The following is a 25665-nucleotide window of genomic DNA, read 5'->3' as shown; positions in this document are numbered from 1 at the left end:
AAAAAAGATTGTGATGAAAATAAGAAAAAGTATACAATTAGGAACGTTATTGTCTTTGGTTTTTTTAGGAGCCTCAGAAATGTATGGTCAGCAAGATCCGATGTACACGCATTATATGTATAATACAACCAATATCAACCCTGCATATTCAGGAACTCGAGGTGTTTTAAATGTCTTTGGTATGTATCGTACACAATGGGTAGGATTAGATGGAGCACCTCAAACAGCAAATATTTCAATAGATACTCCATTAGGAGATAATGGATTGTCGGGAGGTATAAACTATACTAATGATCGAATCGGAGCTATGTCAGAGAATAACTTCTCTATGAACCTAGCATATGCTATCGATTTAAATGATACTTATAAGCTGTCATTTGGATTAAAGGCGACAGCTAATCTGTTAGATGTAGATTATACTAAGTTGGATATTTACGATCCTAATGACCCTACTTTTGCAGAGAATATCAATAGCAAGTTTAGCCCAAATATTGGTGCAGGTATGTTCCTATATTCGGATAAGGCATATGTAGGGGTTTCGGTACCTAATTTTTTAACAACAGACCGTACCAAGAATGAAGGACGAGAGTTGATGCGTCAAAAGATGCACTTTTATTTAACAGGAGGATATGTCTTTGAGTTGAATCCAAGTTTAAAGTTTAAACCTGCCTTTTTATTAAAAACTGTAGAAGGAGCCCCAATGCAAGTAGACTTAACAGCAAACTTTTTAATTGTAGATAAGTTTACAATCGGAGCGGCCTATAGATGGGATGCCTCAGTTAGTGGATTAGTAGGATTCCAAGTGAATGATGGATTGTTTATTGGGTACTCTTATGATGCGGATACTTCGAAGTTGGCGAAGTATAATTCAGGGTCACATGAGATTTTCTTGAGATTCGACTTGTTTAACAAATATAATAAAGTTAGTACTGCTCGTTTCTTCTAGGAAAAGAGAGTTGATAAAAAAGTAAATATGGACTTATGGACAGAGTTTTATTCAGAAATATAAAAATATTGTTTTTGTCATTGTGTTGTCTAGGAGCCTTTGCTCAGAACAATTCTGCAAAATATGGTAACCTTTTATTTGAACATTTATCATTTAGTGATGCAATAAAAAGTTATGAAACAGCCATCAAAAGAGGGGAAACAGGACAAGAAGTATTTCGAAATCTTGCTGATGCTTATTATAATAATGGAATGTATAAGGACGCAAATAAATGGTATAGTAAAATATTAAGTAGTTCTGAAGAAAATTCTGAGTTTGTTTCTTCGGATATTTACTTTAGATATGTGCAGACTTTAAAGAGTGAAGGAAATTATGAAGAGGCGGATAAGGTAATGGACTTGATGGCTGAAAAGTTTAAAGAGGATCTTAGAGTTAAACTTTATTTGGCGGATAAATCTTATTTAAAAACGTTACATGCTAATCCTGGTGCATTTAAAGCTACATTAATGGATAATGTAAATACAGCGTATTCAGAATATGGAGCTGCTATGTATAAAGGGCATATAGTTTTTGCATCGTCTCAAAATCGTACTGATTATTATCCAGGAATCCATAGTTGGACCAATGACCCATTTACAAAGCTATATGCTGCTCCTGTATACATAGATGGATATGTAGGAGAATCTAAACCTTTTTCAAAAAAGATCGAAGGAAAATTAAATGAGTCGACTCCAACTTTTTCATTGGATGGGCAAACAATGTATTTTTCTAGTAATAATAGGGAGTCCCTTAAAAAGCAAGAAGGTATAATTAGAGTAGAATTATATAAAGCTACATTAGATGCTAAGAAGCAATGGTCTAATGTAGAGAGATTGCCTTTTAATGTGCCAAATTCAAGTAGTGCGCATCCTGCAATTAGCCCTGATGGGGAATGGTTATATTTTGTTTCTGACCGTGCAGGAACTTACGGGCAATCGGATTTATATAGAGTAAAAATACTTGAAGGAGGTAATTTTGGTACTCCTGAGAACCTTGGAGATAAAATAAATACAGAAGGGAGAGAGAGTTTTCCTTTTGTAAGTACAAATAATATTTTATATTTTGCCTCTGATGGACGCCCAGGTTTTGGAGGATTAGATATTTATGGAGTGAAAATAAATGATGACGGCTCTTTTGGTGATGTTGTGAATTTGGGGGATACAGTAAATAGTAGTTATGATGATTTTGCATTTTATTTAGATCCAAATTGTAAGTTTGGTTTTATGACATCTAATCGTCCAGATGGTGTAGGTAAGGATGATTTGTATTTTGTACGTGAAATAGATGGAATTGATATGGAATTCTATCAAAGTATAAAAGGTAAAGTTTATGATATCCAATCTAATAAAGGAATATCAAGTGCTAAAGTTACTTTGTATGATGGAGATCATAAATTAGTAGAGGAGATTATTACTAATAAATCAGGTGAGTATGAGTTTACTAATAAGGTTTGTTCAGTTAGTTATACTGTTGGTGTTGATAAGTTTGGATATAATACAATAGAATTGGGATTACCAGCACTTAATAAGTCAAATGGTGCAGTGTTAGATTTTGGAGTAGAAGGGGGAAGTGGTTCTTCTATAGAGAAGTTAATTCCAATAGAGGGTATAAAAGTCGGAGATGATTTATTTAAAGTTTTAAAATTAGATGTTATTTATTTTGACTTAGGAAAATATAATATACGCCCTGACGCAGAGAAAGAACTTTATAAAATATTGGAGGTATTAAGGAAATATCCTAATATGCGAGTGGATGTGCGTTCTCATACTGATGTCTCTGGTTCAGACGGGTTTAATTATCTACTGTCTCAAAGACGTGCAGAATCAACAGTAAATTGGTTAGTTGCTAGAGGGATAGAGAGAAGTCGATTGACAGGTAGAGGGTTTGGATCTTCTATGTTAGTGAATGAATGTTATAAAGGTGTTCCTTGTCCTGGCTATAAACATCAAGAAAATCGTAGAAGTGAGTTTGTTGTAGAAGATTTATAAGGATTGAATTATAAACAAAATAGCCCTAGTAAAAACTAGGGCTATTTTGTTTTAGATAGAATGTATTATTTGCATAAAAACAGTTGATTTTTTGTTTATTGCTTTGTTTTAAGTTATTAAATTGCCTTATAATGTATTTTTTAACTTTGTTATTAGTTTATTTTATAATATTTAGATATTATTAGTGTGTATTTTATTATTTTGTTAATTTTGTTATGATTTGGCTGATTAGACTCTAGTCGCCTTTTCGCAATAAAAGCTATAAAGAAAATTGTAATTTAAATTGTTGTTTATGAAAAGAAAATACTTGAGTTTAAAAAAAATAACTCCTTTAATTGTGCTGGTTACTAGTGGTATAGCGCATGCACAGGTGAACACTTCTTTAAATTTATATAATAGTGGTTCAATTTTTGTTGAATCAAAAGAAGTGTTATCAGTCCAAGGTCAATTTGAGAATGCTAAGGGGGCTAGCTTTACTAATTTAGGCGAAGTTCATTTTTTAGATGATTTTAATAATGAAGGAGATTTTGTTTTTTCAAAGACTGAACGAGGGAGTAAGGTATTCTTTTCTCAATTAGAGGGAACAAAAATTAAGAAGAAAATATCAGGAGGAGCAAATTCTACAGAGTTTGACAATGTATTTTTTGATACAGAAGGGATAGACTTACAAAATGAAATAAGTATCTCAGGTCGAGCTAATTTTGAGCGTGGTAATGTAATTGTCAATACCCCTTTGTCAGGGAGTATAACATTCACAGAAGGATCTTCAATAGGTAGTGTAGGTGATAGTAGCCATGTAGTAGGTATGGCAGATCGCGAAGGGAAAAGTGAATTGACAATGCCTATAGGAGATGGAACCTACTATCGACCTATTACTTTAGGTGATAGTAAGGGGACCAAGGATTTGTTTCAGAGTGAATACAAGCGCAGTAATCCATTAGTTGGCAGAACACATACAAAGAAAAATGCTATTGTTGAGATAAACAATGCAGAGTATTGGGAGGTTAAAAACGAAGTGAAAGATGGAGGTGCAATAATTTTAACATTGAGTTGGAACGAAAAAACAACTCCCGCAAGTTTATTGGTTAATCCAGAAAAGGGATTACATATTCTACGTTGGGATGCAAAGGAATTGGTTTGGGTTGATGAAGGAGGTATAGTGGATGTTACTAGTAAAACAGTTCGCACGCCTATGACCGTTAATGCATCAGGCATCTTCACATTAGGTATAGTTGATGTAGATTACAATGCAGAGATTAAGATTTATAATGCAGTATCACCAAATGGGGATGGATTGAATGATTATTTTATTATAGAGAATATTGGTAAATACCCTAATACAGTAGAGATTTTTAATCGTTGGAGCTCAAAAGTATATAGTACTACTAATTACGATCCTAATGGAGATGGAAGTACTAATGTATTTAAAGGAGAGGCAGAGGGAAAAGGAGTTTCATCTAGTGGAAAGTTGGCAACAGGAACTTACTATTACATAGTTAGATATGAAGTCCGTACAGCAAATGGTTCAGAATGGATTAAGAGATCAGGTTATTTACATTTAGAAAATAATTAGAAAAAAAGATTGTGATGAAAATAAGAAAAAGTATACAATTAGGAACGTTATTGTCTTTGGTTTTTTTAGGAGCCTCAGAAATGTATGGTCAGCAAGATCCGATGTACACGCATTATATGTATAATACAACCAATATCAACCCTGCATATTCAGGAACTCGAGGTGTTTTAAATGTCTTTGGTATGTATCGTACACAATGGGTAGGATTAGATGGAGCGCCTCAAACGGCAAATATTTCAATAGATACTCCATTAGGAGATAATGGATTGTCAGGAGGTATAAACTATACTAATGATCGAATCGGAGCTATGTCAGAGAATAACTTCTCTATGAACCTCGCATATGCTATCGATTTAAATGATACTTATAAGCTGTCATTTGGATTAAAGGCGACAGCTAATCTGTTAGATGTAGATTATACTAAGTTGGATATTTACGATCCTAATGACCCTACTTTTGCAGAGAATATCAATAGCAAGTTTAGTCCCAATATTGGTGCGGGTATGTTCCTATACTCAGATAAGGCATATGTAGGGGTTTCAGTACCTAATTTTTTAACAACAGACCGTACCAAGAATGAAGGACGAGAGTTGATGCGTCAAAAGATGCATTTTTATTTAACAGGAGGATATGTCTTTGAGTTGAATCCAAGTTTAAAGTTTAAACCTGCCTTTTTATTAAAAACTGTAGAAGGAGCCCCAATGCAAGTAGACTTAACAGCAAACTTTTTAATTGTAGATAAGTTTACAATCGGAGCGGCCTATAGATGGGATGCCTCAGTTAGTGGATTAGTAGGATTCCAAGTGAATGATGGATTGTTTATTGGGTACTCTTATGATGCGGATACTTCGAAGTTGGCGAAGTATAATTCAGGGTCACATGAGATTTTCTTGAGATTCGACTTGTTTAACAAATATAATAAAGTTAGTACTGCTCGTTTCTTCTAGAAATGAAAAAAGGGGAAGATCTTGTCTAAATACAAGTTGAAATTTATTGAATAAAGTTTTTTTAAGAGAAAAAGAATAGAAAGAATAATATAAAATTACTATCTAAGTATGTGTTAACTTGTTAAAAAGGGGAGTACTTGCTTGTTAATTTGGTTGTTTCTTTAGTAAAAAATATCAATGTGATACTACTGGTGATAAATATGTAAATAACATTTATTATTAAGTATAATTTTGATTATTTTCTTTTTTGTATAATTTTGTGTCAATGATTCTAAAGATGATGTTTTTATCTGTTTAAAAGTATTGATTTAGAGTAGACGACTAGCTTGATAAAAAAAAGTACATCTAATATATTATGAGAAAAAATATTTACAAGATAGGGATAATGACTCTATTTGGAATGTTTTCAACTATAGGAATTGCACAGAATTCATATATAAAGAAAGCTAATTCACAAATAGAAAAAATGGCCTATGCTGATGCTATTAAAACCTATGAAAAATTACTTTCTAAAGGTGATAAGGGCACTGAGGTTCTAGCGAATCTTGCAAAAGCGTACTATGAGAATGGTTTGTATTTAGAGGCAAATCATTGGTATGGTAAATTATATAGTGGAATCTCTACTCCTAATGAAATAGATGATGTTGATGCTTTTTATAAATATGTTCAAACTATTAGAACAACTGGTGATTATATTTTAGCAAATGCTAAAATGGATTTATTAGTAGAGAAAGCGCCAGAAGATGGAAGAGTCAAAAAATATCTAAGTGATCCAAATTACTTGGAAGAGGTTAATACAAATAGAGATGGTTATCGAGTAAAATTACTTAATAGTGTTAATACAGCAGGGTCAGAATATGGCTCGGCACTTTATAAAGGTGAAATTGTTTATGCTTCTTCTGCTAATAAGAAAGGTAAACATAAAGGAATTCACAATTGGACAAATGATCCTTATACAAAGTTGTATTCTGCACCAGTTAGAATAGATGGACATATAGGAGATGTAAAGCCATTTGCAAAAAAACTGGATGGTAACTTTAATGAAGCGAATGCTATATTCTCAGCGGATTCTCGTAGTATGTATTTTTCTAGTAACAATAGAGAAGATAAAAATGTTCGCTATTCAGATGGTACTTTATTAGTTAGTTTATATCGTGCTTATAATTTAGGTAATGGACTTTGGGGAGATGTTGAAAAATTAAGTATAAATGTTGATAATGCAAATACTGCATCACCAGCACTGAGTCCAGATCAAGATTGGTTATATTTTTCGTCTGACAAACCTGGAGGGTTTGGTCAATCAGATTTATATCGAGTTAGATTATATCGAGATGGTACAATGGGAACACCTGAGAGCTTAGGTGGTAAAATTAATACTGAGGGACGTGAGAGTTTCCCTTTTGTTAGTTCAGATAATGTACTTTATTTTGCATCGGATGGACATCCTGGATTGGGAGGTCTTGATTTGTTTGGTGTGCAGATTTATGATGATGGATCATTTGGAGAAGTTGTGAATTTAGGTAATTCAATTAATAGTTCTTATGATGATTTTGCTATGTATCTTGATCCAGAAGCTAAGTTTGGGTTTATTACATCTAATAGACCAAATGGCAATGGAAAAGATGACCTTTATTATGTGAGAATGAAAATGGGAACTGAGCTTAATATCGCTCAAGAGATTAGAGGTAGAGTTACTGATAAGTCTACTAAACGCCCTATTTTAGATTCATTTATTTTCTTATATGATAGTAAACATAGAATGATAGAGGAAGTTGAGGCTGATAAACGTGGTGAATATGTATTCAAAGATGTTAAGGTAAATAGAGATTATTATGTAGCTGTTAAAGCCAATGGATATAAATCAGAAGAGGTATCAGTAGAAGATATCGACAAGAATGATGTTATTGTAGTTGACTTTGAGTTAGAAAGAACTCGTAAGGATTTACCTAAATATGAGGATTATGATTATGGAGATAGAAATGATTACGGAGAAGCAGACAATGATCATGGAGATACGTATGAAAATAGAAAACGTCCAAGAGAGGTAAATCTTGGAAATCATATTGGATTGGCACCTATTTATTTTAATAATGATAGTTCAATTATAAGAAGTGATGCACAATTAGAGTTATCGAAGGTTGCGTCAGTTATGATGACTAATCCTGAATTAAGATTAGAGGTTCGATCATATACTTCTAGTGTTGGACCTGACGATTATAATTTAAGGTTATCAGAGCGTAGAGCTAATATGACAGTTGATTGGTTAGTACGCCAAGGAGTTAATAGGTTAAGATTAAAAGGTGTAGGATTTGGTGAAAAGGGAATTAAAAATGGCTGTGTAAACAACATACCTTGTAGTGAAAGACAACATCAAGAAAATAGAAGAAGTGAATTTATAATCACTAATTTGAAATAAAGTAAAAAGGTTAGACAACAATGTCTAACCTTTTTTTGTGCTTTTTTATAAGATTTATTTCTAATTGTAGTGAGGTTAATTTGTAACAATAAATGTGTATAGTTGTGATAAAATGCGTAATTTGCAACTTGGTTTAAATTCAACTAAAGTAGAAAAAGATTTATAATGATTATACAACCTAGAACTAGAGGATTTATTTGTTTAACATCTCATCCTGAAGGATGTGCTGAGAATGTTAAGAAGCAAATTGAGTATGTTAAGTCAAAAGGACAAATTGTAAACGGACCTAAAAAGGTATTAGTAATTGGGGCTTCTACAGGGTTTGGATTAGCTTCGCGTATTTCTGCGGCTTTTGGTTCAAATGCTGCGACTATTGGTGTGTTTTTTGAAAAACCAGGTGCAGAGGGAAAACCAGGTACAGCAGGTTGGTATAATTCTGCTGCATTTGAAGATCAAGCTACTGCTGCTGGTCTTTATGCTAAGAGTATTAACGGTGATGCTTTCTCTGATGAAATTAAAAAAGAAACGATTGAGTTGATTAAAAAGGACTTAGGTCAAATTGATTTAGTGGTTTATAGTTTAGCTTCTCCACGTAGAACTCATCCTAAGACAGGTGTAGCTTATGCTTCTGTTTTAAAACCTATTGGACAAACGTTTACAAATAAAACTGTGGACTTTCATACAGGTGTAGTTACTGATATTAGTATTGATCCAGTGAAAGAACAAAGTGATATAGATAATACTATTGCTGTGATGGGGGGTGAAGATTGGAAGTTCTGGATGGAAGATCTTAAGGCTGCAGGTGTGTTAGCTGACGGAGTTAAGACAGTAGCTTATTCTTATATAGGACCTGAATTAACTTATCCTATTTATAGAAATGGTACCATCGGTATGGCTAAGAATGATTTAGAAGGTACTGTTGCTGTGATTAATGATATGCTTCAGGATCTTAATGGTGTTTCTTATGTTTCGGTTAACAAAGCTTTGGTAACTCAGTCAAGCTCTGCTATTCCTGTTGTTCCATTATATATCTCTTTATTGTATAAGGTAATGAAAGAGAAGAATATCCACGAAGGATGTATCGAACAAATGCAACGTTTGTTTGCTGATCGTTTATTCGGTGGTGAACTTTCATTAGATACAGAAGGACGTATTCGCGTTGACGACTGGGAAATGAGAGAAGATGTTCAAAGTGAAGTAGCTAAATTATGGGAAGAAGTTACATCTGATAACATAGATGCTATTTCTGACTTATCTGGTTACCGTAGAGACTTCTTTAATTTGTTTGGATTTGAGTTTGATGGAATTGATTATAATTTAGAATCAAATGAATTAACTACAGTTAATAGTTTAAAATAATTCTATTAATATTGATAATAAAAAAGCTCTTTAATTAAAGAGCTTTTTTTATACCTATATAATTAGCTAGAAATGATCAACTTTGATCTTAGTTAATACATCATTTATATTTTCTTCTAATTGCTCAATGTATGTATTTAGTTCTTCTTGGGTTCCAAATGTAATACTCTTATCCTCTAATACTTCTAAAGTATGTATTACAGCTTTTATTTCTAATTGTTTAAACATAGGAAGCATCTTGTGAGCGATATTACTTATTTGCTCTATATCAGACTCTTCTTTAGCATAATTCATATCTATTAAGTTCTCTTTGGTACTATCTATAAAAATTACTAATAAGTTTTTAAGCGCATTGATATCATCTCCTATGAATTGTGTAAGTGATCTAGTATTATATAAATACTCTTCGTTATCAGTAGATTCTTTCTGCTGCTCTTTATTTATCGTTATCAAATCAAAGTTGATGTTTAAAATCTTAGATATTAAAATTAATAATTCTGTTAACTGTAATGGTTTAGGGTGTGCTGAAGCGAACCCTGCTTGTGTAAACTCTTCTAGGGTGACATCTCTTTTACCAGAAAGTGCAATCACTGGAGTGTCTTTAAATACGGATTGCGTTTTTAGATAGTGTATGAGTTCAAATCCATCCATTTTAGGCATCTGGATATCACTTAATATTATATCGTAGTGTTCTTTATTTAAAAGACTTTCTATTGTCGTAGGATCAAATGTTACGGTTACCTTGTTAAATAAAGGAGATAGTATTTCTTCCATTAACTGCAACTGTACTTTATCATCATCTACTACGAGGATATTCGTTTTTTTTAAGTTTTTAAATACAGTTTGTAAGTCAGAAGATGTTATAACGATATTTTCTTCTTCGTTTGCTTCTATGATTGGAATAGTAAAGGTAAAAGTAGATCCCTCATTGAGAATACTTTCAACAGAGATTTCACCACCAAGTAATTCGATCATTCGCTTAGAGATATTTAATCCTAGACCTGTACCTCCAAATTTCTTTTCTATACCATCGTGTGCTTGTTGGAACTCTTTAAATATATTATCTGTTTGATTAGTAGCAATACCAATTCCTGAGTCTATAACTTGAAATTTGATAAAACCGTGATCAATGAACGCCTTAATAGACACGCCACCCTCTTGTGTAAACTTAATCGCATTGGTCACAAGATTAGTTAGAATCTGCTTTATACGATGTGGATCAGAAATAAAACTGCTGTTTAACGCCTCTTCAACTTCCCACTTCAACTCTATGTTTTTATTGGTAGCATTAGGCATTAATAAATAGGATGTGTTTTCTATTAATGTTTTAGGGTTAAATGACTTTTGTTGAATGCTGATTTTATTGTTTTCTAATCTAGAGAAATCAGTTAAGTCGTTTACTAAGTTGATAATATACTGAGAAGAAGACTTTATATTGTGTACATACTGCTTCTGTTTGTTGTCTAACGAAGTTTGATCTAACAAATCAGTAAAACCTATCAATCCTCCAAGAGGTGTCTGTAAATCGTGTGTTACAGTAGCTAGAAGCATTGATTTACTTCTTAGAAGAACTTCATTCTCCTTGTTAAGTTTCTCTAAAGTATTCCTATAATCTTGTGTTTGATTAATATCTCTAATGATAATCCATCCAAGTATTAGTACCACGATTAACGCAGTACCGCCTATATACGCAATATTGGTAGACGCAGCACTGATACGAGATTTAGATTCATTTATCTTTTGATAAGAGAGTGCTAAAATATTTTGTTCTACATTTTGTAGAATCTCTCGTAATTGATCAGTGATAATCTTGTTTTCTTTTAATAGGCGTTGCTCTTGTATAAGTAGATTTTTCTGTTTATCGTTTATTTTTGCTTGTGTTGCGAGAAGGATGCGCTCCATCGCACTGATTAATGAATCTGATATACTAGGGTAATTCACTGTTGTTTTAATGGTATCAGTGTTATCTCCTTTAAATAATCTAGACCAACCACTTCGTTTCTCCTTCTCTTTACTTTGAATAACGATGGGTTGTATGTTTTTTTCTATTTCCTCACGAATGTTATATATTTCAGAGAATGCCTCAGTATATCTATCTTCTGCAGTAAGATCTTTACGCGCTTTTATGATATTCTCAAAACTGACTTTTTTACGAGATAGCAAGTCTATTACAGAATCTAGTTTTAAGACAATAACTCTGTCTTGCACTTGTTCTTGTACTAAATTTATTTGTTTAACGATAGTGTCAAGCTCTTTGTAATAAAGTTTGATATCCTTGCTATTGCCACTTAATATTGCTGTTCTACTATACGCTTCGCTACTATAAAGATTGTTGATAGCACTAGTGACTAAGAAGATTTTATTATTCTCTTCGACCACATGTTCTTCTGGTATAGTAAACTTCTTTGCTTCTTTATAGATATATCCACCTGAGAATATAGCAGCTACAAATAGTGTGAAGTATAGGAATAAGATCTTTGTCTTAATAGATTTAGGTGGCTTCATGTATTATTCTAATTTGTGGTAAAATTACAAAACAGAGTTGAATCATTTTGTTAAATCAGAATACTCTTATTGAACTTTTAATTTAACTAACTTTTGCAAAGTATTTTTAATTAATAACAAAAATGATTTTTTGTTTTAATTTTAACTTTTTATTTGTATTTTTGAGTATAGGGTTACACCTAAGCGTTGAGAATACTGATTGTGTATTAAAATATATGAAAAAGAGAAATGAAATTCTCACAATGTTTAATTCGTTTTTTTGAAGAGAGACTTACTATTTATGGTAAGTCTTTTTTTTGAGTATTGCGGTTTTAGTGATAATAGTGCTGACTATAAGTTGATTACTAAAACTAATCCCTTTTTTAGTAATTTTACAAAATACAATTAACATAGAATGTCTACAGTTAATCTATATAATCACAGCCCTTTTCGTCCTAAGTAGTGTGATACGGTAATAATGCTTCTAGCGCTAGGCATAGGTATGTTCTTGTGTTTAAGTGGAGTTGTTGGGGTTAGTGTGTTTAAAATGTTTGCTCCTGTTGAAGAGCCTTTTTGGAAAAGTAGAGGATGTGTCCACCTATAGAATTTAACAACGACTTAGCCAATACTATCCACGCATCTTATCTATGAGCAATTCCTAATTATGACTATGTGCCTGTACAAGAGATTCCATTAGATATAAATTATGAAGGTCCGAAGGTCAAGTTTCACAACCAAAGACCTGCGGATATTGCCCAAGAAGGAATAATAGGAGGTAGTGTTACAGTATATAAGGATGAAATTATGAAGTCTTTTCCTAAGTTTAGTTAATTAAAAGAGTCTAAGGAGCATGTGGACGTGGTAGAATCAGAGATAGAGGAAGTGTTTTATCCCGATATAGTTTGTGAGCTTCCATTCTATTCAAGAATAGTACCGGCTAGTCCTACTGAAGGCGAAGATGCTTTAGAGCCAATGTGATGAGTATGATTAACTTAGATTACTATCTAAATAGAGGAGAAGAATATCGCTTTAATGTGAACTTTACGGTAGGTATAGATGGTGTGCTTTCAGATATTGTTATTCAAAGTGAACAAGGATATTTACTACCTCATGTAGAGAAAGATATAATCAAGGTGTTTAAGGCAATGCCAAGGTGGACACCCGCTTCGCAGAACAATAAGCGTGTACCTACAACATTTAAATTACCAATAAAAGTCAATGTACAGTAAATAAGAAAAGGCTATTAACTCTAAAAGTTAATAGCCTTTTTTATAAGGATTGAGTTGTGCTTATTTAGCAATAGCTCTTGAAATAACGATTTTTTGAATCTCAGAAGTACCTTCATAGATTTGAGTGATCTTAGCATCACGCATCATCCTCTCTACATGATATTCTCTAACATAGCCATTACCTCCATGGATTTGTACTGCTTCGATAGTTGTATCCATTGCTGTTTTAGAAGCAAATAACTTCGCCATAGCACCAGATAATGAAATATCCTCTCCAGCATCTTTCTCAGCAGCAGCTTTAAAACATAACATTCTAGCTGCAGAGATTTGAGTAGCCATATCAGCTAGTTTGAATGCAACTGCTTGGTGGTTGATGATCTCTGTACCAAAAGCTTTACGCTCTTTAGCATATTTTAATGAAAGTTCATAAGCACCTTGAGCGATACCTAATGCTTGTGAAGCAATACCAATACGTCCTCCATTTAATACATTCATAGCGAATGCAAAACCGAATCCGTCTTCTCCGATTCTATTTTCTTTAGGAACCTTAACATCTGTAAACATTAATGAATGTGTATCAGATCCTCTAATTCCCATTTTTTGTTCTTTTGCTCCGATTTCAAATCCAGCCCATCCTTTTTCAACGATGAATGCATTGATACCTTTGTGTTTTTTCTCTACGTCAGTTTGAGCGATTACGATATAGTAGTCAGCTGTACCTCCATTAGTGATCCAGTTTTTAGTACCATTAAGTAGATAATGGTCACCCATATCTACTGCAGTTGTTTTTTGTGATGTAGCATCTGATCCAGCTTCTGGTTCTGATAAACAGAATGCTCCAATAACTTGACCTTGAGCTAATGGTGCTAAGTATTTTTGTTTTTGTTCTTCATTTGCGTATTTCTCTAAACCAGCACATACTAATGAGTTGTTTACTGACATAACTACTGCAGCAGAAGCGTCTACTTTAGCGATTTCTTCCATTGCTAATACGTAAGATACACTGTCTAGTCCGCTTCCTCCGTATTTAGGATCTACCATCATTCCTAAGAATCCAAGCTCTCCAAGTTTTTTAACTTGTTCTGTTGGAAACTTTGAATGTTCATCTCTTTCTATTACTCCTGGTAATAATTCTGTTTGAGCAAAGTCACGAGCAGCCTGTTGAATCATCAACTGCTCTTCTGTAAATTTAAAATCCATTTATAGTCTCTTATATTTTTTAGTTGTTCTATTTTTGTAGTTCTCAAATATAGTTGATTTAAAACAATTATTCAATTAACATTATCTAATTTTATACAATGAAAAAATACCAATATAATATTATAGGAGTTATGTCAGGTACTTCATTAGATGGTATAGATCTAGCTTATATCACATTTAATTGTGAGCAGGATAAGTGGAGTTTCGAAGTGATTTCTACTGAGACGGTTGGATATAGTACAGCGTGGAAAGAACAGTTAAAAGGAGCGATTAGATTAGATAGCCAGCAGATAGAAATACTAGACCTTAGATATACAACACACTTAGCTGCTGTGATTAATACGTTTATTTCAGCGAATGATATACAGCATATAGATGCGGTATGTTCTCATGGGCATACCATATTTCACAAGCCTGAATTGGGATATACGCTACAGGTAGGGAACATGCCTATCTTGGCTGATATGATACAGCAGAAAGTAGTCTGTGACTTCAGAGTACAAGATGTATTATTAGGAGGACAAGGGGCGCCATTAGTGCCTATTGGCGATCGTCTGTTGTTCAGTGAGTATGATGCTTGTCTTAATCTTGGAGGGTTTGCTAATATCTCTTTTGAAGGTAAGTTAAATTATAGATTGGCTTATGATATCAGTGCTGTGAATACACTACTTAACGAACAGGTTAATAAACTAGGTTTAGAATATGATGATAAGGGAATACTTGCCTCGCAAGGACAAGTAAATACTGACCTATTAGTCGAATTAAACGCATTAGAATTTTATCAGCAGTCTGCTCCGAAGTCTTTAGGAATCGAGTTTCTTAATGCTTATGTAAATCCTATTTTGAATAAATATACACTTTCTGTAGAAGATTATTTAGCCTCGCTAGTAGAGCATATCGCTATACAGATAGCCTCTGGAATAGGTGTGGGGGTAGGACAACGCGTATTAGTGACAGGTGGAGGAGCTAAGAATGATTATCTGATTAGTAGAATTAAAGCACACGCTATGGGTATTGCATTTGATAGACCTGAAGACATAGTGATAGACTTTAAGGAGGCTATTATATTTGGCTTCTTAGGCGTATTAAAGTTAAGAGATGAAGTCAATGTGCTTGCTAGTGTTACAGGTGCTAAATATGATCACAGTTCAGGTAAAATATATGATTACTTTCATAAAAATTATTAATAAAAGTTGTTTTGAACCTTTGTTTACTCTAGTAAAAAGTGTGTAATCTTTAAAATCATTATACCTTTGGAAAGTTTCATAGTACTTGAAGTTAGCTATATTAAGGAGGAAAGTTTGCGGTTTTTTGGCAAGTTAGATATTAAACAGGATTATTACTCGTTATTATTTAGTAGGTACTTTATTAGACTACAATTATTGAAATTTATAAAAACATTAAAAACTCAAATTATTTATGTTTCATTTCTTACAAGTGGATACAACAGCAGTAGCACAAAATTTATCAAACGCAGTAGATGCAACTAAAGGTACTTCTGATAAGGAATTAGCCCTTAGCGAGATTATCTTTAGTGGTGGTCCGATTGGACAGGCTATTATGGTTATTATCTTTATTATGCTATTTATGGCTTTATATTTATACTTAGAGAGATTCTTTGCTATTCGCAATGCTTCTAAGATTGATGAGAATTTTATGACTCAGATCAAGATGTTTTTATCTCAAGGAAAAGTAGATCAAGCCAAAGTACTGTGTGCAAATACAGATACACCAGTGGCTCGCTTAATAGAGAAAGGTATCTCTAGAATAGGTAAACCGTTACAAGATATCAATATCGCTATCGAAAATACTGGTAAACTAGAAGTGTATAAAATGGAGAAGAACATTAATCTACTTGCTACATTATCAGGAGCAGGACCTATGACAGGGTTCTTAGGTACAGTAGTTGGTATGGTTATGGCGTTTCACGAGATGTCTACCGCTAGTTCGACTCGTATAGATATGAGTGTGTTATCAGAGGGGATATACACTGCGATGATGACTACTGTATTTGGATTGATTGTTGGTATTATTTCGTATGTGGGATATAACCATTTAGTGAGTAAGATCGATAAGATCGTACATCAGTTAGAAGCTAACGCAGTAGAGTTTTTAGACTTATTAAATGATCCTGCATAATGAATATAAGAGGAAGAAATAAAGTATCAGCAGAGTTTAATATGTCGTCTATGACAGACATCGTATTCTTATTGCTTATATTTTTTATGGTAGCGATAACTACGATGACTTCTACCAATGCTCTAGATTTAGTTTTGCCTAATTCGGATGGCAAGGCAGATGTAGTAGAGACTGTAGCAGTGAGCGTAGATAATCAGTCTAACTACTTTATAAATGAACAGAAGGTAACGCCTGAAGAATTAGAGGGTGGACTAAAGAATAAACTAGCTGGAGTACTTGAACCTAATGTAGTATTACACGTAGCTAAAGGTGTTCCTGTAGAAGATGCAGTATTCGTTATGGATATCGCTTATCGAAATAGTTTTAAAATCGTATTGGCAGTAGAGCCTAAATAAGAATGAAAATATTACAAACAGATAGTGAGAAAAAGGCTTTTGCAATTACTTCTACAGTTTTTGTAATACTTTTTTTATTGTTTTTCTTTTATAAAATTATTACTCCTGTCTCTGAGGAACAGCCTTTCTTACTAGGAGGAGAGATTGCTATTAATTTTGGTAATAGTGAAGTAGGGCGTGGGGATGTACAGCCTACAGAGCCCATCGCTATGGAGCCAGAACCTGAGCAAGCAACTACGATGGAGGCTAAACCTACAGTAGAACCTATTGTTACTCAAAACACAATAGCTGTCCCTGTAGTCAAAAAAGTGGAGGATAAACCCAAACCAAAAGAAGAACCTAAAAAGGAAGTAGTCAAACCTAAACCTGATCCTAAACCTAGTCAGAGTACATCTGACGCGTTGGCAAGTCTGATTAATGGACCGAAGACTACTGGTGAGAAATCACAAGGACAAGGCAATTCAAATAAAGGTGGAGACCAAGGTAAGTTAGATGGGGATATGTATTCCAACTCTACCTACGGCAGTGGTAAGGGACAAGGAAGTGGTAATGGAACCAGCTGGGGGTTAAATGGTCGTGCATTAGCCAATAGAGGACAGGTAGTACCTAACTGTAATGAGGTAGGTACTGTAGTCGTTGAGATTAGAGTGGATAAGAGTGGTAGAGTGATCGCTGCTCAGCACACTAAGGGAACGACTAATTCAGCTAAATGTCTTACAGAAGCAGCTATCGCTACTGCGAAGACTTTTAGATGGAAAGAAGATGATAAAGCACCTAACACTCAAGTTGGGTTTATAGTAATTAATTTTAAAGTAGGACAATAAGAGCGTGTTGGACTCATCTCTAAAACCTATTTATATATAAGTATGAATTATCAAGAAACGCTAGAATGGATGTTTAATCAATTGCCAATGTATCAAATGCAAGGCGCAATTGCTTACAAAGCAGATTTATCCAATACAATCAAATTAGTTAATCACTTAGGCAATCCTCAGGATAGTTTAAAGACTATACATATAGCAGGTACTAATGGCAAGGGATCAACATCATCGATGATTGCTTCTATATTACAAGGAGCAGGTTATAAAGTAGGATTGTATACTTCTCCGCATCTAAAGGATTTTAGAGAGCGTATTAAGATTAATGGAGTAGAGATAACAGAATCATTCGTGGTAGAGTTTATCGCACGCAATAAGTCTTTCTTTGAAGAGAATTCTTTAAGTTTTTTTGAAATGACTGTAGGGATGTGCTTTGAATATTTTAAACAGGAGCAGGTAGATGTAGCAGTTATAGAAGTAGGAATGGGTGGACGACTTGATGCTACTAATGTGATTAATCCGTTGATTTCTGTTATTACTAATATAGGTAAAGACCACACCGCTTTTTTAGGAGATACACTAAGTGCTATCGCAGGAGAGAAGGCAGGTATCATTAAAGCAGGTGTTCCTGTAGTAATAGGAGAGTATAATGAACAGACTCAACCCGTATTTATAGCAAAGGCAAAAGAGTTGTCTGCTGATATTTACTTTGCTCAAGATACTTATAAAGACAATACTTTAGTGTCCGATCTAAAAGGAGATTACCAAAAATCGAATATTAGAACAGTAAGACAGGCAATCGAATTATTGAGAAAAACATTTGTTATAACTGATACTAATGAAGAGCAAGGGCTACTTCACGTAGTCGAGCATACCAAATTATTAGGTAGATGGCAAGTTCTAGGTGAGAATCCGAAGATAATTACAGACACTGCGCATAATTCTCACGGGCTAACTATCGTGATGAATCAACTAAAACAAGAGAAATATGACAATTTGTACATCGTTTTCGGTGTAGTCAATGATAAAGACCTAGCTTCAATTCTTCCTTTGTTGCCAAAAGAGGCAAAATATTTTTTTGCAAAACCAGATAATTTAAGAGGGTTAGAGCCAGGGATTTTAGTGGAGAAGGCTAAAGAGTTTAATCTGATAGGAGAGGTTTGTAGTTCAATTCCAAATGCTTATGAAAAAGCGAAGGAGGTAGCAGGGAGTAAAGACTTGATATACGTAGGGGGAAGCACATTTGTAGTGGCTGAAGTTTTATAAAAAAAATATTTAAAAAAGCTTGCAAAGTTAAATGACAGTCGTATATTTGCACCCGTAATCAACAAACGATTACGACGTTCTTTAAAAGAAAATGGGCGATTAGCTCAGTTGGTTCAGAGCATCTCGTTTACACCGAGAGGGTCGGGGGTTCGAATCCCTCATCGCCCACCATTTTCAAAATATTGTTATTATATCCAAATTTGTTTAAATACTTGGGCGATTAGCTCAGTTGGTTCAGAGCATCTCGTTTACACCGAGAGGGTCGGGGGTTCGAATCCCTCATCGCCCACCAGAATACCAAGTTATTTAGAATATTTTTGGGCGATTAGCTCAGTTGGTTCAGAGCATCTCGTTTACACCGAGAGGGTCGGGGGTTCGAATCCCTCATCGCCCACTAGAATATCTAGTTATTTAAATGCATTAGGGCAATTAGCTCAGTTGGTTCAGAGCATCTCGTTTACACCGAGAGGGTCGGGGGTTCGAATCCCTCATTGCCCACAAAACAAGTCTGTTTAATAATAATATTTTGGGCGATTAGCTCAGTTGGTTCAGAGCATCTCGTTTACACCGAGAGGGTCGGGGGTTCGAATCCCTCATCGCCCACATCATAAGCTTCACTTTTTAGTGAAGCTTTTTTTTTGCTCTATATTCAGGTTATAAACACTGTTGATAGAAGAGTTTCTTAGATACCTACACCCTCTTGTGTATAGAATAAATGAGGAGTATTTTGCATTTCCAAAATACCGTGGTTTACATTCTCATAGAGAATAGACCTTAGTGTATAAGCAACAAGAATACTATTCTACCTATCATCCGCTCAGCGAAGTCTCCCGACTTCGTTTATCTATTTTAGCAACTATATTTATACTTAATAATAGCGCGCTCACTTAAAAAGCGAGTGTGATATTTACAGCGCATTTCCTTACAGTAGCCATAATCGTAGGGTGTATTACATATGCCTATTTAAAACATCTAAATGTTTTAATGAATGAGGTGGCGCATTGGACTATTGTGTCTGTACCTAGTGTGGATTATGATTACTGTGTGAATGTAATGTTAGAGTGATTAGTTTTAAGAAGTGTTGTTATTTCTGTTTTATGTTAATTATTGTATTTTTGTTTAAATTTAAAATTGAATTAGTGTGAAAAAGGCGTTCTTGTATATATTGATTTTGATAGTGATGCCTTGTGTATATGGACAGACGTCTAGCCCTAGTTTTCGTACTCCTGCGTCTATTGTGTATTTAAATAGTAATCCTAGTTTGTATTTTAATGATGCTAATATTAGGTTTTTTAATATGTCTTCTGCTTTTATGCCGTATAGTAATGTGAATGAAAATGTATGGGAAGAGGATTATTCTTTTTTGACCAGTATGAAGAATAAATATAGTGCTCTAAATACTGATGTTAAGTTTAACAATGGAAAAGCTATTGATCTACGTAGTTATGTGAATGGCGTTGAAAAAACAAGAGCTGAGAATGAAAATAGAAAACCACGTTATCCTTATCCTACTAAGTGGAGAAAGGATTTATCTGTTGTAGGAAATGTACTGAATTTACTATTTTCCGAATATTGAATTTACTTGCTAGTAGGAAGTGAAAAAGCGACTTCTGATACCTTCAGAAGTCGCCTTATAATTTGATAATGCGTATTATCGTTTGTAGTAAGCGATGATGCTTGCTTTTGCGATTGTATTAGCCCATAGATTGAAACCTACAACGGCAGGAGTAGTATTTCCATCTAAACCAAGTTTGTCTGTTTTAAGAGCGTGTACAGTTATAATGTATTGGTGGTAGCCGTGACCTACTGGAGGACAAGGACCTCCGAATTCTTTGACACCATAATCAGTAAGACTCTGTATAGCTCCTTTCGGTAATAGATTTGCGGTTGAGTTACCTGCATTAGCTACTAATTCGTTTATGTTGTTTGGAATATCAAATACTACCCAATGCCAAAACCCACTTCCTGTAGGGGCATCTGGATCGTACATCGTAATGGCAAAACTTTTGGTTTCAGCAGGAGCATTTTGCCAAAATAGTTGAGGTGATTGATTCTCTCCATCACACCCCCAGCCATTAAATTCTTGTTTCTTAGTTGTTTCTCCACCTAGATCTTTACTAGATAGAGTAAAGGTATTTTGTCCAAAAACGCTTGTAGAAAGAACTAATGCTAGTCCGATTATAAAATTTGTTACTCTCATTTTATTTGTGATTAAATGTTTGATGCAAATTTATAGCAAGCTTTTAAGGGAGTGTTATGGCATTAGTTCAAAAAATGTTGCTAAAAGCTCATTTTTTACGATGTTGCGTAGGTGTTGTACCATATTTGGCTTTGTATGCTTGGATGAAACTAGATGCACTTTCGTAACCGATTTCTAAGTAAATTTCTGAAACTGTTTTGTTTTTTTGACTCAGTAAAGTGTGGGCGTATTCTAGCCTTTTGCTTTGAAACCATCTGCTAGGTGATTCAGCGTAGTGTTTTTTAAATTCTCTTTTAAAGCTAGATAGGCTCATATTGCATAAAAAGGCGAGTTCGTTTAATGTAAGTTTGTTTAGTATATTGCTTTCTATGGTTTGTGTGAATTTTTGTATTTGATTGTTGTTATTGATTGTGAAGGATAAAAGAAAGTCTACACTATATAATTCTATTAGATATAATAGTATTTCCTCTAGTTTTAATGTCAGTAGTTTGTTTTTTGTAGGATTATTCAATTTATTAATATCTAATAGGCTAAAAGCAAATCGTCTTATAAAGTCATCATAATTAAATGTGTGTACAGAATTGTGATTTGCTATATTATTATAAGGTATATTATTTTTGATTAAGAAGTTAAGTATAGCTTCGTTTGTGAAGAAGAGGAGGATACTTCTGTAGTTGTTAATAGTAGAGAGCCGCTCTGTCATTAGGCAATGTCCAGCTTGCATTAAAATAAATTTAGAGCTGTCTATGGCTACATTCGCATTGTTGTGAACTACCTCTTTTGTTCCTTCTATTAAGAAACTAAATGTATTTTGACTCAAACTTACTTGTTGTTTTGAAACCTCTTGGGTAGATAGATAATCATATATAATTATTTGTTCAGATAAGGTAGGGACAAGATCTTGGGGTAGTCTGATGCTTTTCATTTCATTGTTCAATTTGACCGGTAATTATAGAGTGCTTTTGTTGTTTTGTGCACAGGGTAGATTGTGATGCGTGGTTGATTTAGTAAAAGTATAGGTTTATGTCTGATTAGGTTGTAGTTAAAAATTTAGTAAATATAATAAAACACTGAACATATATGTAATTGGTCGAGGGAATGAATTAGAGTTTAGTAATTAATTATGTTGTAATGAAGGAATAAAGTAATGTGTAGGATTATAATTGAATATTGTAAGAAGGATTTTAGCGAGTGGTGTTGTAGTGTTTAACAGATATTTACTTGTTTTTAACTTAGAGGATATTATGTTTTTTAATGTAAATAATTGTTTTTTAATTAGTTGATAGGGAGGTGTTGGGTTTGATAAATTCTAAATGAAATGTTTAAATTCCTTGTGTAGACCTCTTGAAATGACGAAATATAAATTATCTTTGCTTCTTTAATAAAAATAATAAAAATGACATTAAATCAGATTTTAACTCCGCAGATAGAGAAAGCGATTCAGCAATTATATGGTGCTACCATAGACAAAGTTGAGTATCAGGCGACAAGAAAAGAGTTTGAAGGCGATATTACTGTAGTTATTTTCCCGATCTTAAGACAGGTGAAGGGAAATCCAGTAGAGATTGGAACGAAGATAGGTGAGTACTTAGTAGAGAATACATCTGTCATAGAGCGGTTTAATGTAGTTAAAGGATTTTTAAATCTAGTTGTTTCAGATAGTTACTATATCGATTTCTTTAATGCTACACGTAAAGAGGAGCACTTTGGATATGTAATGCCTGTAGAGGGTGATAAGTCAGTATTAGTAGAATACTCTTCTCCTAATACGAATAAACCACTTCACTTAGGTCACGTTAGAAATAACTTATTAGGATATGCTGTGGCTGAGATATTAAAAGCTTCAGGTAAGAAAGTATACAAGACACAAATCGTTAACGATAGAGGTATTCATATCTGTAAGTCTATGCTAGCATGGCAACGTTATGGTAATGGTGAGACTCCTGAGTCTACTGGACTTAAAGGAGATAAATTAGTAGGAAACTATTATGTGAAGTTTGATGTAGAATACAAGAGCGAAATCAAGGAATTGATGGCGCAAGGTATGACAGAAGATGAAGCGAAAAAAGAAGCTCCGATTATCAAAGAAGCGAAGCAAATGCTAGTGGATTGGGAGAATAATGTGCCTGAAGTTATCGAACTGTGGAAGACGATGAACCAATGGGTTTATGACGGATTTGCGGTATCATATAAAAACTTAGGTGTTGACTTTGATAAAGTGTACTACGAGAGTAATACTTATTTATTAGGGAAAGATGAGGTAGAGAAAGGTCTAGAGCAAGGTGTATTCTTTAGAAAAGAAGATAATTCTGTATGGATCGATTTATCTGATGAAGGACTTGATGAGAAGTTAGTACTTCGTGGTGATGGTACATCTGTGTATATGACACAAGATATTGGTACTGCTATACAGCGTGTGAATGACTTCGGTGATGTAGGTGGTATGGTATATACTGTAGGGAATGAGCAAGATTATCACTTTAAAGTATTGTTCTTAATCCTTAAAAAACTTGGTTTTGACTGGGCAGAGAGTTTATTCCACTTATCGTATGGTATGGTGGAACTTCCTTCTGGTAAGATGAAGAGTAGAGAGGGAACTGTAGTAGATGCAGATGATTTAATGCAAGAGATGGTAGATACAGCTAAGAGCATTTCTGAGGAGTTAGGAAAGTTAGAAGGGTACTCTGAGGAGGAGCGTTCTGAATTATTCACAACTATCGGAATAGGCGCGCTTAAGTATTTTATGCTTAAAGTAGATCCTCGTAAAGGAATGATGTTTAATCCTAAAGAATCTGTAGATTTCGCAGGTAATACAGGACCATTCATTCAATATACGTATGCTCGTATTCAATCGATATTAAGAAAAGCAGACTTTGATTTCTCAACAGAAATTACAGGAGTTGCATTAGATCCAAAAGAAAAAGAATTGTTGAAATTACTAGAGGAATTCCCTGTAGTGATTCAAGATGCTGCTCGTACACATAGCCCTGCATTAGTGGCTAACTATGTGTATGAATTAGTTAGAGAATATAACTCATTTTATCAGACGGTATCTATCTTAGGAGAAGAGGATGCTGTGTTAAAAGCGTTTAGAGTACAAATATCAGAAAAAGTAGGTATGGTGATTAAGGATGCATTCTCTTTATTAGGGATAGCTGTACCAGACCGAATGTAATCTATAAGTATTTTTGTGAAAGTAGAGAAATCATATATATATCAGTCACTTGCCATTATAGTAATGGCTAGTGGCTTTTTTTTATTCTTTAAGGGAAATTTGCCTGAGAAGTTGTTTAGTGAAGAGGTTGTTTCTACTAATAATATAGTCGTGGATAGTTTAATGCTAGAGGCGATAGGTAGCGTTGAAGAAACAATAACGAATAAAGATACTTTAAAGGGAAGTGTTAAAGAACCTATATTAGTAAGTACAGGGGATGAACGAGTAATCGTAGTACCTGAAGATGCATTGACTAGTGATGAGGATACAGAGTCTTTTAAAGGGAATATATATTTAGAGCATTTCTTTGCTAGATTATATGCTTTAGAACAACAGAAGGGTAAACGTGTACGTATTGCATACTATGGTGACTCGATGACGGATGGTGATTTGATAGTACAGGATATACGCAAGAGCTATCAGGCTAAGTATGGTGGTATGGGAGTAGGATATATACCTATTATGTCAGAATCTGCTCAGTCTAGACAATCTGTTATTCATAAATATTCACCTAACTTCAGAATGGTATCTTACTTAAACGTGAAGAAACCACAAAAACCTTTTGGTGTATCTGGACAGGTGTATTTCGTTAAAGATACAATCAAGCAGACATGGGTTAGTTATGCAGGTGGTAAGATGCAAAATATGACAATGCTGTATAATCCAACACTTTATTATGGAAGTTCGAATAATAAAAGAGGGGAAGTCGTAGTTATAACTAATAGGGATACTATTGTTAAGAAGTTGAGTATCAATTCTGAGTTGAATAAACTTAAGATAGTAGATGGAAGTGTCAAAGAAATAAAACTGACGTTTAAACACGCTGATTCTATTCCTATTTACGGAATGGACTTCAGTGGAGCAGGAGGTGTACAGGTAGATAACTTCTCTAGTAGAGGTAACTCTGGACTTCCAATCTCATTGTTTAAAACAAGCTTAATGCAAAAATACCAGTCTAATCTGGATTATAGTTTAATCGTGTTACACTACGGAGCGAATGTGCTTAACTATGGTACACTTGATTATTCTTGGTATACGAAGAAAATGAGTGCTGTGGTGGCCCACCTTAAACAGTGCTTTCCTAATGCGAGTATTTTAGTCATTTCTGCTGCAGATAAGTCATCTAAAGTAGATGGTGTGATGCAAACTGATAAAGCTGTAGTGCCATTAGTAAAATCACAACGCAAGTATGCTATGGAAGCACGTACAGGATTCTTTAATCTATATGATGCTATGGGGGGTAATGGATCTATGATAAAATGGGTAGAGGAGGCTAAGGCGAATAAAGATTATACACACTTTAATCACAAGGGAGCATCTGCAGTAGCTCAGAAGATATTCACGAGATTAGAAGAAGGGTATCAAGAATATAAAAAGAAACATCCAGGTGGAACATCTGTAGGAGTGGATAATCAATCTGATGGCGGTAGCAAAGGGGAGTAATCACTCAAA

At 34.1% G+C, this 25665-nt stretch carries 21 protein-coding genes and 5 tRNA genes; 22 read left to right on the top strand and 4 right to left on the bottom strand.

Annotation, left to right across the window (positions count from 1 at the left end):
* Positions 1–13 precede the first annotated feature (13 nt).
* From LNQ81_RS00840 to fabV, 6 genes are all read left to right on the top strand, one after another.
* A complete protein-coding gene (locus tag LNQ81_RS00840; RefSeq protein WP_229944265.1) occupies positions 14–946 on the top strand; it encodes a PorP/SprF family type IX secretion system membrane protein in 933 nt (310 codons plus the stop codon).
* Positions 947–981: 35 nt separating this feature from the next.
* Positions 982–2973 carry an OmpA family protein gene (locus LNQ81_RS00835; RefSeq protein WP_229944267.1) on the top strand — a complete coding sequence of 664 codons (1992 nt, stop codon included), beginning with the start codon at positions 982–984 and terminating at the stop codon, positions 2971–2973.
* Between the two features lie 292 nt (positions 2974–3265).
* Positions 3266–4546 (top strand): gliding motility-associated C-terminal domain-containing protein, encoded by a 1281-nt coding sequence (locus LNQ81_RS00830; protein WP_229944266.1) that lies wholly within the window; start codon positions 3266–3268, stop codon positions 4544–4546.
* 14 nt (positions 4547–4560) lie between these two features.
* Positions 4561–5493 (top strand): PorP/SprF family type IX secretion system membrane protein, encoded by a 933-nt coding sequence (locus LNQ81_RS00825; RefSeq protein ID WP_229944265.1) that lies wholly within the window; start codon positions 4561–4563, stop codon positions 5491–5493.
* Positions 5494–5848: 355 nt separating this feature from the next.
* Complete coding sequence (locus tag LNQ81_RS00820) at positions 5849–7909, top strand: OmpA family protein (protein WP_229944264.1); 2061 nt, start codon at positions 5849–5851, stop codon at positions 7907–7909.
* 165 nt (positions 7910–8074) lie between these two features.
* A complete protein-coding gene (gene fabV / locus LNQ81_RS00815; RefSeq protein ID WP_229944263.1) occupies positions 8075–9268 on the top strand; it encodes an enoyl-ACP reductase FabV in 1194 nt (397 codons plus the stop codon).
* 66 nt (positions 9269–9334) lie between these two features.
* Here fabV and LNQ81_RS00810 read toward each other — a convergent pair whose 3' ends face one another.
* Positions 9335–11773 carry an ATP-binding protein gene (locus tag LNQ81_RS00810; protein ID WP_229944262.1) on the bottom strand — a complete coding sequence of 813 codons (2439 nt, stop codon included), beginning with the start codon at positions 11771–11773 and terminating at the stop codon, positions 9335–9337.
* A 651-nt stretch (positions 11774–12424) separates the two neighbouring features.
* On the opposite strand from LNQ81_RS00810, the gene LNQ81_RS00805 reads away from it, so the two are divergent.
* A complete protein-coding gene (locus LNQ81_RS00805; protein WP_229944261.1) occupies positions 12425–12583 on the top strand; it encodes a hypothetical protein in 159 nt (52 codons plus the stop codon).
* A gap of 152 nt (positions 12584–12735) precedes the next feature.
* Positions 12736–12981: an energy transducer TonB gene (locus tag LNQ81_RS00800; protein WP_229944260.1), complete on the top strand. Its 246-nt coding sequence runs from the start codon at positions 12736–12738 to the stop codon at positions 12979–12981.
* Positions 12982–13041: 60 nt separating this feature from the next.
* On the opposite strand, the gene LNQ81_RS00795 is transcribed toward LNQ81_RS00800, so the two are convergent.
* Positions 13042–14181 (bottom strand): acyl-CoA dehydrogenase family protein, encoded by a 1140-nt coding sequence (locus LNQ81_RS00795; protein WP_229944259.1) that lies wholly within the window; start codon positions 14179–14181, stop codon positions 13042–13044.
* Positions 14182–14279: 98 nt separating this feature from the next.
* On the opposite strand from LNQ81_RS00795, the gene LNQ81_RS00790 reads away from it, so the two are divergent.
* The 12 genes from LNQ81_RS00790 (at position 14280) to LNQ81_RS00735 (ending at position 20375) form a co-directional block, all read left to right on the top strand.
* Positions 14280–15368, top strand: coding sequence for an anhydro-N-acetylmuramic acid kinase (locus LNQ81_RS00790; RefSeq protein ID WP_229944258.1), 1089 nt, complete (start codon positions 14280–14282; stop codon positions 15366–15368).
* 232 nt (positions 15369–15600) lie between these two features.
* Positions 15601–16320, top strand: coding sequence for a MotA/TolQ/ExbB proton channel family protein (locus LNQ81_RS00785; RefSeq protein ID WP_229944257.1), 720 nt, complete (start codon positions 15601–15603; stop codon positions 16318–16320).
* Positions 16320–16715: an ExbD/TolR family protein gene (locus LNQ81_RS00780; protein ID WP_229944256.1), complete on the top strand. Its 396-nt coding sequence runs from the start codon at positions 16320–16322 to the stop codon at positions 16713–16715. Before LNQ81_RS00785 ends, LNQ81_RS00780 begins: the two co-directional genes overlap by 1 nt.
* Positions 16716–16717: 2 nt before the next feature.
* Positions 16718–17539, top strand: coding sequence for an energy transducer TonB (locus LNQ81_RS00775; protein WP_229944255.1), 822 nt, complete (start codon positions 16718–16720; stop codon positions 17537–17539).
* A 42-nt stretch (positions 17540–17581) separates the two neighbouring features.
* A complete protein-coding gene (locus tag LNQ81_RS00770; protein WP_229944254.1) occupies positions 17582–18799 on the top strand; it encodes a bifunctional folylpolyglutamate synthase/dihydrofolate synthase in 1218 nt (405 codons plus the stop codon).
* 93 nt (positions 18800–18892) lie between these two features.
* Positions 18893–18970: transfer RNA gene (locus tag LNQ81_RS00765), tRNA-Val, on the top strand.
* 43 nt (positions 18971–19013) lie between these two features.
* A tRNA-Val gene (locus LNQ81_RS00760) sits at positions 19014–19091 on the top strand.
* A 27-nt stretch (positions 19092–19118) separates the two neighbouring features.
* Positions 19119–19193 (top strand) — tRNA-Val (locus tag LNQ81_RS00755).
* 29 nt (positions 19194–19222) lie between these two features.
* Positions 19223–19297: transfer RNA gene (locus tag LNQ81_RS00750), tRNA-Val, on the top strand.
* A gap of 30 nt (positions 19298–19327) precedes the next feature.
* Positions 19328–19402 (top strand) — tRNA-Val (locus tag LNQ81_RS00745).
* A 297-nt stretch (positions 19403–19699) separates the two neighbouring features.
* A complete protein-coding gene (locus LNQ81_RS00740; RefSeq protein ID WP_229944253.1) occupies positions 19700–19864 on the top strand; it encodes a hypothetical protein in 165 nt (54 codons plus the stop codon).
* Between the two features lie 76 nt (positions 19865–19940).
* Entirely contained in the window at positions 19941–20375 is a 435-nt protein-coding gene (locus LNQ81_RS00735) for a hypothetical protein (protein ID WP_229944252.1), read from the top strand.
* Positions 20376–20450: 75 nt separating this feature from the next.
* Here LNQ81_RS00735 and LNQ81_RS00730 read toward each other — a convergent pair whose 3' ends face one another.
* The gene (locus tag LNQ81_RS00730; protein ID WP_229944251.1) at positions 20451–20999 is read right to left on the bottom strand and encodes a YbhB/YbcL family Raf kinase inhibitor-like protein; all 549 of its coding nucleotides are present in this window, start codon (positions 20997–20999) and stop codon (positions 20451–20453) included.
* Between the two features lie 88 nt (positions 21000–21087).
* Complete coding sequence (locus tag LNQ81_RS00725; RefSeq protein WP_229944250.1) at positions 21088–21924, bottom strand: helix-turn-helix domain-containing protein; 837 nt, start codon at positions 21922–21924, stop codon at positions 21088–21090.
* A gap of 471 nt (positions 21925–22395) precedes the next feature.
* Here LNQ81_RS00725 and argS point away from each other — a divergent pair, with 471 nt between their 5' ends.
* On the top strand, positions 22396–24174 hold the full coding sequence (gene argS, locus LNQ81_RS00720; protein ID WP_229944249.1) for an arginine--tRNA ligase: 1779 nt from the start codon (positions 22396–22398) through the stop codon (positions 24172–24174).
* Positions 24175–24189: 15 nt separating this feature from the next.
* On the top strand, positions 24190–25656 hold the full coding sequence (locus LNQ81_RS00715) for an SGNH/GDSL hydrolase family protein (protein WP_229944248.1): 1467 nt from the start codon (positions 24190–24192) through the stop codon (positions 25654–25656).
* Positions 25657–25665: the final 9 nt, after the last annotated feature.

This window comes from Myroides oncorhynchi, from assembly GCF_020905415.1.
GTDB lineage: Bacteria > Bacteroidota > Bacteroidia > Flavobacteriales > Flavobacteriaceae > Flavobacterium > Flavobacterium oncorhynchi_A.
This window is presented reverse-complemented; position numbering and strand designations above follow the sequence as displayed.